This window comes from Bacillus sp. RC242, from assembly GCF_044908245.1.
Classification (GTDB): Bacteria; Bacillota; Bacilli; order Bacillales; family Bacillaceae_G; genus Bacillus_A; species Bacillus_A mycoides.
Genome location: NZ_JBIYCZ010000026.1, coordinates 30,381 through 42,232, shown reverse-complemented (window position 1 = coordinate 42,232; position 11,852 = coordinate 30,381). Strand labels below are relative to the sequence as shown.

Annotated in this window: 9 protein-coding genes and 1 pseudogene; 7 read left to right on the top strand and 3 right to left on the bottom strand. The window is 35.1% G+C overall.

Annotated features, from left to right (window positions below; translation table 11 throughout):
- Positions 1–112: 112 nt before the first annotated feature.
- Positions 113–616: pseudogene (locus tag ABH957_RS28440) on the bottom strand (methyl-accepting chemotaxis protein); the annotation flags it as partial.
- A 661-nt stretch (positions 617–1,277) separates the two neighbouring features.
- Here ABH957_RS28440 and ABH957_RS28435 point away from each other — a divergent pair.
- The 5 genes from ABH957_RS28435 to ABH957_RS28415 all read left to right on the top strand — a co-directional run bounded on the left by ABH957_RS28435 (position 1,278) and on the right by ABH957_RS28415 (position 5,345).
- On the top strand, positions 1,278–2,537 hold the full coding sequence (locus ABH957_RS28435) for a 3D domain-containing protein (RefSeq protein ID WP_404457195.1): 1,260 nt from the start codon (positions 1,278–1,280) through the stop codon (positions 2,535–2,537).
- Between the two features lie 113 nt (positions 2,538–2,650).
- Positions 2,651–2,869, top strand: coding sequence for a helix-turn-helix transcriptional regulator (locus ABH957_RS28430; protein ID WP_002167109.1), 219 nt, complete (start codon positions 2,651–2,653; stop codon positions 2,867–2,869).
- Positions 2,862–3,335 carry a hypothetical protein gene (locus ABH957_RS28425; protein WP_061675087.1) on the top strand — a complete coding sequence of 158 codons (474 nt, stop codon included), beginning with the start codon at positions 2,862–2,864 and terminating at the stop codon, positions 3,333–3,335. The genes ABH957_RS28430 and ABH957_RS28425 overlap by 8 nt, the downstream gene beginning before the upstream one ends.
- A gap of 116 nt (positions 3,336–3,451) precedes the next feature.
- Positions 3,452–4,084, top strand: coding sequence for a class A sortase (locus ABH957_RS28420; protein WP_078206595.1), 633 nt, complete (start codon positions 3,452–3,454; stop codon positions 4,082–4,084).
- Positions 4,085–4,223: 139 nt separating this feature from the next.
- The gene (locus ABH957_RS28415; protein ID WP_404457197.1) at positions 4,224–5,345 is read left to right on the top strand and encodes a YHYH domain-containing protein; all 1,122 of its coding nucleotides are present in this window, start codon (positions 4,224–4,226) and stop codon (positions 5,343–5,345) included.
- A 30-nt stretch (positions 5,346–5,375) separates the two neighbouring features.
- On the opposite strand, the gene ABH957_RS28410 is transcribed toward ABH957_RS28415, so the two are convergent.
- Positions 5,376–6,761 (bottom strand): peptide MFS transporter, encoded by a 1,386-nt coding sequence (locus ABH957_RS28410; protein WP_002090906.1) that lies wholly within the window; start codon positions 6,759–6,761, stop codon positions 5,376–5,378.
- A gap of 232 nt (positions 6,762–6,993) precedes the next feature.
- Between ABH957_RS28410 and brnQ1 the strand changes: the two genes are divergently transcribed.
- Both brnQ1 and ABH957_RS28400 read left to right on the top strand, forming a co-directional pair.
- Positions 6,994–8,295, top strand: a complete 1,302-nt coding sequence (gene brnQ1 / locus ABH957_RS28405) for a branched-chain amino acid transport system II carrier protein BrnQ1 (protein WP_395923019.1) — start codon at positions 6,994–6,996, stop codon at positions 8,293–8,295.
- A gap of 134 nt (positions 8,296–8,429) precedes the next feature.
- Entirely contained in the window at positions 8,430–10,151 is a 1,722-nt protein-coding gene (locus ABH957_RS28400; protein ID WP_404457200.1) for a DUF2339 domain-containing protein, read from the top strand.
- Positions 10,152–10,201: 50 nt separating this feature from the next.
- Here the strand turns inward: ABH957_RS28400 and ABH957_RS28395 are convergent, their stop codons facing one another.
- Positions 10,202–11,749, bottom strand: coding sequence for a DNA-binding protein (locus ABH957_RS28395; protein WP_113937927.1), 1,548 nt, complete (start codon positions 11,747–11,749; stop codon positions 10,202–10,204).
- Between the last annotated feature and the right edge of the window lie 103 nt (positions 11,750–11,852).

Below are 11,852 nucleotides of genomic sequence, written 5' to 3'. Positions count from 1 at the left end.
CAAGAAAAATTAAACCACCTATCCCCTAAAGAATTTAGGGAACAGATGGTTTAGGTGTTTTGATATGTGTCCCGTTTTCGGGGTTCACTTCAAATATAAGGGGTTTTTATTGTTAATGAGAAGATACTGTTTCTTGAAGACCTTTAGTCAATTGAACATCGACTTTTTCAGCATCATGAATATGGCTCATAATAGTAGTATTTAATTTTTGGAACATTTGTTGAGTGTTTGCAAATTCTCTTAATATATCATCATTACAAGATTTTTGGTTTTCGATAGCTTTAATAACATTTGTAGCGCCACTTTGTAATGTTTGAATCATCATTAAAATATTTTCAATTCTAGCGTTAGTATCAGCGCTCATTTCTACACCTTCATCAACTAAATGTAAATTATCTTTTGTATTTTCATATGCTTTTTCAATTTCTTCTTGAATTTTTTTCGTTAAGTTACCGATGTTTTTTGTACTTTCAGCTGTACTTTCAGCTAGTTTTCTTACTTCATTAGCAACAACAGCAAATCCTTTACCGTGTTCTCCAGCACGTGCAGCTTCAATACTTGCATTTAACGCTAGTAAATTTGTTTGTGCTGCAATGTTTTGAATCACTTCTACAATTTGTTCAATTTCTTTAGAGCGTTCGCTTAAATGATTCATACTATTAGAAGTACGTTGAGATTGTTCACCTAATCTATTAATTACAATGAGTAAGCGATGAACGGATTCTTTTCCTTCATTAGAGCAATCGATAATTTCTTCAATAGATTGAATTAAGTTTTGCTCTTTTTGTAGCATTTCGTTATTTAATTCGTTGGAATGTGTAGTACGCATAGAAACATTTTCAAAGCATGCGTTCAATTGTTGAATTAAGTTTTGGAGTGTATGATGTTGGCTATTTACAAGTTCGTGCTCTTGCATAACGCTTTTTACACGATTATGGATAGAAGATATAATTTCTTGTTTTTCCACATCTTTTTGTTTTAATTCTGCTTCTAGTTCATGTATATGAGTTTCTAGTTGATCAATTTTATGTTGGAGTGATTTCTTTTGAGTAAACATTTTATTTAATTCAACCGCCTTTGGGATTTTTAATTTCTCTATATTTGGATTTTAGCATTTTTTATAATTTTTAAATATAGGAATTGTTAAATATTTAAGAATCTATTACATTTTGTTCACAATTCTCTTTTTTTGTCATGAAAAATAAACTGTATTTAATGGTCCTGTAAACAAACTGTAAAATAAATCATGTATAACTGTATAAGAAGGGAGTCGGATTATGAACTATTTTAAGCGAATCAGTAGTCTAGTATTAGCAGGAATTATCGTTCTTTCTAGTACAGTCGCTGTAAAAGCAGAGTCAAACGACGAGAAACTTAACAACATGCAACAGCAATTGCAGCAAAACGATGCAGATATGCAGAAGAAAGAGCAAGAGAAGCAAGCTGTTAGTAAAGAAATTCAAGGTATCGAAAATGAACTACATAATTTAAATAATACAATTGCAAAAAATAAAGAGGATCAAGCTGCTATTCAACGTAAAATCGATGAAACACATAAGCAGATTGAACAAAAAAAGAACGAAATTGTCGTTTTAGAAGATAAAGTCCTTGCTCGTAAGGATATTATGAAAAAACGTATGGTTTCTGTTCAAAATAGCTCAAATACGAGTTTAGTAGTAGAAGTTGTTGTAGAATCAAAAAACTTTGCAGATTTCATACAACGTATGAACGCAGTTACGACTATTCTAGAAGCAGATAAAGAAATTTTACGTCTACAAGAACAAGATCTTCGTCAAATTGAAGAAGATAAAAAAGAGATTGATGAAAAAGAAGCATCTTTAGTAGTAGATAAACAAAAATTAGCAAAAGCACAAGCTGATTTGCAAGATAACTTGAAAAAACGTCAAGATAACTTACAAACAGTTCAAGCTAAATATAATCAGGTTGCAAGCCAACTTAATTTAGCAGCAGAAGAAAAGGCTAAAATTGAATCAAATATGAAGGCAGTACAAGAAACAATCGCTCGTGAACAAGAAGCAGCAAGAATTGCAGCGGAAGAGCGTGCAAAAGCGGAAGCAGCTGCAAAGGCTGAGCAAGAAGCTTTAGCGAAAGCGCAAGCGGAAGTTGCTGAAAAGCAAAAGCAAGAAAAAGCTAATAAACCAGCTGAACCAGTTGCTAATAATAGTTCGAAAGTAGAGCCTGAACAGCCTAAAGTAACTGCTGGCGGAAAAGAAATGTATGTACACGCAACAGCTTATACAGCAGATCCATCTGAAAATGGTTATGCAGCAGGTCAACAAGTGTATTCTGCATGGGGCCATTATAATCTAACTGCAAACCCAGGAATGAAATTAATTGCGGTGGATCCATCTGTTATTCCATTAGGATCTACTGTAAATGTTGAAGGCTATGGAATTGCAATTGCAGCAGATACTGGTGGCGCGATTAAAGGTCACAAAATCGATGTTTTAATGCCAGATAAAGCTTCGTCTAGTAATTGGGGCAGAAAAAATGTTAAAGTTACAATTTTAAACTAAAACGTAATCCAACTTTACAAAACGTAAAGTTGGATTTTTTTTGTAAAAATAATGTTAAGTTAAGTTTACATTTTGTTAAGAGTATCATACAATAATGGTGAGAGGTGGTAAATTTGACCATTTTAAATAGAGTGAAGGAATTAAGAGCGCGTTTTAATTTTACACAAAGTGTATTAGCGGAAAAAGTCGGAGTGACGAGACAAACGATCGCAGCAATTGAAAAGGGGGATTACGTTCCTTCATTGTTACTAGCATTGACGATTTGTGATGTATTCGAGTTAAAGATGGAAGATGTGTTTGTTTTAAATAAGGAGGGGGAAGAGGATGAATAGACTCGTATTTTCTTATATGCTAAATGTACTTTTAATGGTATTAGCAGGTTGGGCGTTTATTGAGTTGTATTATTTTACTATTGAAGTCGCTAATTTTATTCAAACGGAGAGAGTACCATCTGAAATTTCACTGAGTTTAATGCCGCTAGGATTACTTTTAATATTTGGTATTGTATCGACTGTTCTTTATAAAATTCAAAAGAAAAAATATAAAGAGCTCTCGTATTGGATGTTTCCACTATTATTTCCTCAAGAGGATGAGAGAGAAAAGGCAATTACAGAAAAGGCTTGTCGTACTACATTTATGTCACTATGGTACGTGTTGCCTTGTGCGGTTGGTTTTTTAACTCTTTCTCCAATTGCTAATCTATATGTTCCTGCATATCCGATATATATTGCATTTAGTATTTTCTTTATTCAAATGACGATTTTTCACGTATCCTTATATCGAAATAAAATCGCTTAAAAAGAAACCTTCTTGCATCGGCAAGAAGGTTTCTTTTCAGCTTACACTTGTACATATAGCAATATTATCTTATCATTTTATATAGAGTAAGATTTTGTAAGGGAAAGGAATTGTATATGAATAAGCAAAGAATTTATAGTATAGTAGCAATCCTTCTATTTGTTGTAGGTGGTGTGTTAATCGGAAAGCCATTTTATGATGGATATCAGGCTGAAAAAAAACAGACTAAAAATGTACAGGCTGTTCAAAAGATGGATTATGAAAAACATGAGACGGAATTTGTAGATGCTTCGAAAATTGATCAACCAGACTTGGCAGAAGTAGCGAATGCATCATTAGATAAGAAACAAGTAATTGGTCGTATTTCGATCCCGAGTGTTTCATTAGAACTTCCTGTTTTAAAATCTTCTACTGAGAAAAACCTATTATCAGGTGCAGCAACAGTAAAAGAAAATCAAGTAATGGGAAAAGGAAATTATGCATTAGCAGGACATAACATGTCTAAAAAAGGTGTTTTATTTAGTGATGTAGCAACTTTGAAAAAAGGCGATAAAATGTATTTGTATGATAATGAAAACGAATATGAATATGCGGTTACTGGTGTATCTGAAGTAACTCCTGATAAATGGGAAGTTGTAGAGGATCATGGGAAAGATGAGATAACGCTTATTACATGTGTATCTGTGAAAGATAATTCTAAGCGTTACGTTGTTGCTGGTGATTTAGTAGGAACGAAGGCGAAGAAGTAAAAAAGAAGGTCAACTCTTTAAAGAGTTGACCTTCTTTTTTACTAATGTTGAGAAATAATAGAATATTTTAGTTGGTATTTAAGTATTTTTCTATTTATGTATAATAAAGTTAGAATTTAAGATTTTGGGAGGAACAAGAGTGAAACAACAGGTGAAGAAACTTCTTTTAACAACAAGTGTAGCGTTATTGGTAGCTCCAATTTCAACCTATGCGCATCCAGGGCGTACAGATGCTAATGGGGGACATACGTGTCGTACAAATTGTGAGAAATGGGGATTACAGTACGGGGAATATCATTATCACAATAAACCAGCTTCTAGTAGCGGTGCAACGAGTCCAGCTCCAAGCTCTAATAACAATGGTGCTGTAGAAGCTGAAAGACAAGCAGAAGCGCAGCGCAATGCTGAGGCTGAAAAACAACGTGCCGCAGAGGCACAGCGTAAAGCAGAAGAAGAGCGACAACGTGTAGCGGAGGAACAAAGAAAAGCAGAGGAAGAGAGACAACGTGTAGCTGAAGAACAAAGAAAAGCTGAAGAGGCACGTAAGCGAGAGGAAGCACAGCGTCAAGCTGATATGGAAAAAGGGCAGCTTGAGGGACAAAAAAGTGGAGAGACTGATTTTAAAGCAGGGAAAAATGATGCGGAAGCACATTTAGCTGGAAAATCAGATACATATAAAGAAGCATTCAAAACCGTTTATGCTGCATCTTGGTCTTTAGAAGAGCAGAAGAAAACGCATTTTGAAAAAGGAAAAGAGCAAGGGTTAACACAAGAAGCAATGGACGATAGTCAAATTACTCCTGAGTTTAAGGTGAACTTTACAGAAGGTTTCCAAGTAGGTAATAAAGAGAGAACCGAAAAGATTGAAAAAGAACAAGCGGAACTTGGTGAAAAGGCTGGTAAAGAATTAGCTGAAAAGAAACCTGGAAATACTGAAAAGGATACATATGTGAAAGTATATGAAACCGCGTATGAAAAGGGATATAAGGCTGCTAAAAAGGCAGCGGAAAAAGCTGGATATACATATGCATTTGAAAACTACGACTTAAAAGTTCCTGCTAAGTATGAAAAGAATGAAACATTAAAGAAATGGTTTACTGAAGGATTTAAATCAAATAAAAAGGCAGCGGAAATTCGAGAAGAAGGATATAAAAAAGGAGACAGCTGGCTTTCGTTCTTCTATAAGAGTTTCGTGCCAAGTGAATATAAAGAACATAAAGGCTTGTATGAACAAGCAATAGAAAAGGGAAAGAAAGCGTAAAAAAAGATGAGGAAAATTCCTCATCTTTTTTTAATCCATCCATTTCACTAATTTCTTAGAAATTGATAATAAAACACAACCTAAAACGATCGCCACAGCGCCAATAACTGTGAATACTTCAGCATATCCAAGTGAAGTTGTGAAGCTTGCAAGCTGTCCGCCTAAAATATTAGCAATACCTGAGCTTGCTAACCATACTCCCATTAATAAAGAAGCAAGTTTTACTGGAGCGAGAGCACTAACCATTGATAGCCCGACAGGTGATAAGAATAGCTCACCTAACGTATGGAAAAGATACGTAAAGACGATAAATAGTAAGTTTGCTTTTTCTGTAATGTTATGTTCGTCACTGCCTGTTTTTAACGTAGCGATAACAAGAACAATATAACCGATACCGAGTAAGATCATACCAAGTCCCATTTTTGTTGGGATTTTCATGTCACCATTTTTTCTAGTTGCCAGTTTCGCCCATAATGCTGAAATAGCTGGTGCAAGTAAAATAATAAATAACGGATTGACCGATTGGAACCAAGATGTTGGAACTTCCCATCCGAATACAGAGCGGTCTACAAATTTGTTTGTATATAATGTTAACGAACTACCAGCTTGTTCAAATCCAGCCCAGAAGAAGACAACAAAGCATGTTAAAATGACGATAACTGTTGTACGTTGTTTTTCTTTTTTTGTTAACGGTGTATTTCCTATTGTTTGTTGTCCAGCATCCGTTTGCAAATCGCGAGTTGGTTTTTTACCGATATCACCAAGGAAGCGATTTGATAGTGTTGTAAATAAAATTTGTCCAATGATCATTCCGATTGAAGCGGCTAAGAAACCGTAACGGAATCCGAAATGAGCAACGCCATCTACTGTTGTTTTGAATAAATTTTCTGATAAAAACCCGCAAACGAGTGGAGCTAAAAATGAACCGACGTTAATACCCATGTAGAATATTGTAAATGCACTATCACGTTTTGGATCATTTTCTTCGTATAATTCTCCAACAAGTGTAGAGATATTCGGTTTGAAGAATCCATTACCGATAATAATAAGCGCTAATCCGAGGTATAGACCGACTTGGTTTTGCAAGGCAAATAGTGTAAGGTTACCGATTGCCATTGTTATACCACCAATTGTGATGGCTTTTCGTTTGCCTAGAAAACGGTCCGTTAAGTATCCACCGATCAATGGTGTGAAATAACAAGCACCAGTATAAAATCCGTAAATAGAGAGTGCCCAAGCGGGACTAAACCCAAGACCACCACTTACTAAAGCTGTTGTTAAATATAATGTTAATAATCCTCGTAATCCATAGTAACTAAATCTTTCCCACATTTCTGTAAAGAAGAGTAAGTATAAACCTGGAGGATGTTTCTTTTTTCTTTGTTGTTCTCTTTCTAGTTGTATCGCTGATTCCATAATATTTTCCTCCTGACACAAGCAAAAAACAAAGTTAATAGTATTGCATGATTAATATTTTACCTTATTAACTATTATAAGTCAATAAAGGTTGATTTTTCAGAAGAAATTTGAAAAGGGAAATAGCTATAGAATGGGTGTTTCTTTTGTGATAGACTATGGACTATGTTTTCTTTGTAAGGAAGCGGATTACCGTATTTTTTTATTTGTGAAATTGAAGAAGGAGAAAGAAATGAAATTGTTACAGAAAAAAGAAATTTTGCTTATTAGTCTTATGTTATTCTCTATGTTCTTTGGGGCCGGAAATCTTATATTTCCACCTTTCCTTGGATATGAAGCAGGAGAACATGTATGGATTGCATTGTTAGGTTTTATTATATCAGCAACAGGGCTTCCTATATTAGGTGTTATCGCTATTGCGAAAGCAGGGAGTTTTCAAACGTTAGCAGGCAGGGTTCATTCTTCATTTGCAATTATTTTTCCGTGTATTGTGTACTTATTTATTGGACCAGGTCTTGGTATACCACGTGCAGGAAGTTTGGCTTTTGAAATGGGGCCAGGCCAGTTGTTCCCAGAAGCGGGTAGCGTAGTTTTGTTATTGTACACGGCTATTTTCTTTAGTATTGTTTACTGGTTAAGTTTATCACCGTCTAAATTAATGGGCTTGTTTGGAAAGGTGTTAACGCCTTTATTATTATGTATGATTGCTATTATATTTATAAAAAGTATGTTTACATCAGTAGGCAGTGTGAAAGAGCCTGCAGGAAATTATGGACAAGCTCCTATGTTCCAAGGATTTTTAGATGGATATTTAACGATGGATGCGTTAGCAGCTTTAATATTTGGGATTGTTATTGCAAATGCTCTGCGTGCAAAAGGTGTAGCGGATGATAAAGGTTTAGCGAAATATATGAGTATTGCTGGTATTGGAGCAGGACTATTACTAACTATTATTTATGTCATTCTTGGATATGTTGGTTCAATTAGTGGTTCATTGGGTACATTTGATAACGGTGCGAAAGTGTTAGCACAAGTTATGACGACATTATTTGGACAAGGCGGAGTAGTATTATTAGGCCTTATTTTTACTATCGCATGTTTATGTGTTTCAATTGGGCTGGTTACGTCTTGTAGTCAGTTTTTTGCAAGTGTATTTCCGAAAGTATCTTATAAAGTTTGGGCATTTATATTAAGTTTTGTTAGTATGGTTTTAGCTAATTTAGGATTAACGCAAATTTTAAAAGTATCGGTACCGATTCTGGGATTTATTTATCCAGTTGCACTAACGCTTATTATTTTAGGGTTATTCCATAAGTATATTGGAAAGTATGTATACGTATATTCGGTCACGATTGGAATCGTAGCGTTATTTAGTGCGATTGATATTTTAAACAAAAGTGTACTGATGAATAAATGGACACCACTACTAAAAGTTCTTCCGTTTTATACAGAAGGTGTAGGTTGGATTGTTCCGGCATTTGTAGGTGCCTGCCTCGGTATGATTGCTAGTATTGCTATAAATAAGAATAAATAAGTAAGAGGTGTTTTCCTATTTCGGAAAACACCTTTCTTTTTTTTGAAAAATAGTATCGAACATGAATAGACTAATAGTATGATAAGGGTAATTGGTAATATATAGCTTTTACATGAGTGATGAGGGGGGAGCGTATGAAGGAGGATTTGAATAAGAAAATAGAAGCACTCGAAACGGCAATTGAAACGATGCAAGAGACACTTTATGAATTGAAAGCGAAACAAAGAAAAATAGAAGTAGATAAAGTTCAACAAAATGTTAATAAGGAAAAGAAAGAATATATTGAAGCGGTAAGTAATGAAAAGTTACAAGAAGATGTAGTGAAAATCAAAGAGCCTGTTCAAAAAGTTGAGGAAAAACAAGTAAATATATCTGTTTTTAAACCGGAACCATTCAATATTATTAAGTTTTGCCAAACATGGTTGCCGCGTATATTTGTCGGTATTATGCTACTTGGCGTTATTTGGTTATTTAAAGCAGGGGTAGATGCTGGTTTATTAACACCAGCGATACGAATTGTGTTTGGTATCGCCTTATCTATCGGTTTGTATTATATAGGGGATATTCAAATTAAACGAGAGCGGCAATCGTTAGGATTAGTATTAGCTGGAGGAAGTATTACAGGTATTGTTTTAACAACGTTTGCGGCACATTATTTATATGAGTTTATTCCTGCAAGTATTGCGTTTATCTGTAATATTGTATGGGTTATTTTAGGGATTTATTTAGCGAAAAGATATAGATCGGAATATCTCGCTATTTTCGTGGCGGTGGGAGCATTTTTTGTTCCTTTCTTGTTAAATAGCACGACTCCTAATACGTATATTTTCTTTAGTTATGAGACGATATTAACAATTAGCCTATTATGGTATGCATTGAGAAACCGTTATAAGTACTTGTATATGATTTCTTATGTTGTTGCGGCAATTGTCCTATTTGTCTTCTTTGTTGTTATGTCAATATTAGTAGAGAATGTGCAAGTACAGTTAACAGTTGTATACGGTGCAATTCATTTACTATTATTTTGGCATATGTTTTCGGAGAGAAGTTTTATACAAGAAGCACGATTGGCGATATTTAGTGCGAATGCAGTTTTCTTTATTTTAGCTATCTCCCAAATTCCTGAATTTACAACGTGGGGATTAGTTATAAGTGCATTTGTGCATGCTGTTATGTTTGTACTTGAATATAGGAAGAATAAACATTCTGTATTTTCAAATCTAATATTTGGATTTGCAATGGGGTCATTTAGTTTAGCAATTTTATACGAGTACAGTTTGGTGAATGCAGCAATCGTATTATTGTTACAAGGTTTCCTCGGTATGGTTACTGCTATTAAAGTAAAGCAAAATATTAAATTGTATGTAAGTGCAACGATTTATGCGATTGGAATGGTGCAGACGATTTTTAGCCCGTTTGATGAGTTCATTTCAGCAGGGTTTGTCGCTCATATTATTTTAATAGGAACGTTCTATTATTGCATGAGACAAGCGAAAGAAGTGTTAGCGAGTTTTGGTAAATATGTGTACTCTATAGCGCTCTACTCGTTAATGGTTATTGTGTTTATTACAATTACTAGGATCGGTGAAGTTCTTTCTACAGATGGAAGTATAATTAGCGTATCTGTATCATTATTATGGATGGTATATGCTTTATTTGCAGTTTGGTTTGGCCGTTATAGACAGATGAACGAAATATTATATGCTGGATTAGTCGTATTAGTAGTAACAGTAGGGAAGTTATTCCTTCTCGACCTACCAGAGGTGTCGATGATGATTAGGGCGGTGTTATTCTTAATCGTAGGTAGTATAGGTATCGTTATTTCAAGAATGTTTTTCTCAAAAGAAGAGAAGTGAGAAGAAGGCAATCCCTTTACGGATTGCCTTTTCTTTTACTTTACTTTACTTTAATTCTTACCAATCGTTACAGCCTCATTATATTTAGCTGTTGTGTTTTGTCTTAGGCGAAGTGTTGCTTGTCCAGTTGTATTTGGGGCAAGTTGTACGTTCACAATTTTTTCAGCAGATCCTTGGTTATTTGTTATGAAAGAGAATGTACTGCTATATCCGAAAGAAGACGGCCAAGTGCCATTTGTATTTTGAACTTTTGCTACCTGTGTTCCGCCAGTTGTGAAAATACCTAAAGAATAATTATTGTACGTTGTATTTGGTAATAAGTTATTTACTTGAATCGTCATTTGGAACACTTCATTGTTTGGTAGAATGCTAGGGTGAGTAATTACGTAATCACTCGTTGTCACTGCACCGTTATAGCCGTATGAACCTGGTTTGAAAGTATTTGTATTGAACCACTGGTAACCTTGACTTGGTGCACTCCAAGGTTCTGGTTGTGGTTCTGTTGATAAACTTGGTTGTTCAAATGTTTGTAGAGCTGTAGGGGCATCAAGCTGTAAACCACTCACTTGATCTAAGCTTGTAAATGTTTCTTGCTTCGCTAACCAATTCACGATGTTTTCTAATAGAACAGCATCGTTTTCTTCTTTATAACCATCATAAGTTTTCTTTGATTGACCTGAATCTTCGCGAACATATTTTGGCGTAGCATCTTCAACAGGAGAAGAATCACCAATAAAGGCTGCTTTTCCAAGGCCAACTTTCGAAATAGCAGCATAAGGCCCCTCTGCAACGCCACCACCGTTATAAACGCCGCTATCAACAGCGTTATTCCATTTTGATGGATTTTCTGGAAGATATACAAGGCCTTTCGCTAGTTTTGGATTTGTAATCGCAAGGGTAGAGCCGGCATGCATTGCTACAGATGAAACGCCAGTTGTAATTCCGAATGATTGCACAGGTGAGACAATATTTTTAGCTGAAACATCACCAAGTGCATTGTAACGGAAGCGAATACCGAAATTATCGGATAGCCAATCAGAGCTTTCTACTCCTTGCATAGCTTGTGAAGTTGTTTCTTCATTAGACATTCCCTTTGCTGGATTATCCCATGCCCCGCGTCTATATCCATTGAACACTTCTGAGGAGTCCCAGCGGTTTTTATTACGATCTGCATTATAATGATCGGCAATGAAGAAAATACTGCCGCCATTTTTCACGTATTGTAACATTGCGTCTTGTTCAGATTTTTTGTAAGGAATATTTGCCTCTGGAACGATAAACACGTTGTAATTTTTTAAGTCGTCGTATGTAATAGGTGTTGATTTACGAAGTTCTTTTACATGATATCCGTTTTGGGCAATGCCGTTTCCGAAATCAGAAAAGCCGCCATCAATAACCCAGTCAGCTGTCCCGGCAGTTTGACCGTGCGTATTATCGAATAATACTTTCTTCCCATTGTTTTGATTTACAACCTTTGCAGCAATTTCAGGAGCTGGGTCTACAGAGCTTTCGGCATAAGTAGACGGTATGAACGAACTCCCCATACTAAGTGTAATTGCTGTTGCTAAAGAAAATGTAATCCATTTTTTATTCTTCATAGAAGAATCCCCCTAATAATAAATATATGTGCTTTAATAATGTAATTTATTTTTCTGGAAAAATAAAGACAGAAAACGTAAAAAATATTAAAAAATTGTAAAA

Excerpts from the sequence above, each read along its gene's own strand:
- ABH957_RS28435 (WP_404457195.1), top strand. The coding sequence starts at position 1,278 with ATGAACTATTTTAAGCGAATCAGTAGTCTAGTATTAGCAGGAATTATC.
- ABH957_RS28425 (WP_061675087.1), top strand. The coding sequence starts at position 2,862 with ATGAATAGACTCGTATTTTCTTATATGCTAAATGTACTTTTAATGGTA.
- ABH957_RS28420 (WP_078206595.1), top strand. The coding sequence starts at position 3,452 with ATGAATAAGCAAAGAATTTATAGTATAGTAGCAATCCTTCTATTTGTT.
- ABH957_RS28410 (WP_002090906.1), bottom strand. The coding sequence starts at position 6,761 with ATGGAATCAGCGATACAACTAGAAAGAGAACAACAAAGAAAAAAGAAA.
- brnQ1 (WP_395923019.1), top strand. The coding sequence starts at position 6,994 with ATGAAATTGTTACAGAAAAAAGAAATTTTGCTTATTAGTCTTATGTTA.
- ABH957_RS28400 (WP_404457200.1), top strand. The coding sequence starts at position 8,430 with ATGAAGGAGGATTTGAATAAGAAAATAGAAGCACTCGAAACGGCAATT.
- ABH957_RS28395 (WP_113937927.1), bottom strand. The coding sequence starts at position 11,749 with ATGAAGAATAAAAAATGGATTACATTTTCTTTAGCAACAGCAATTACA.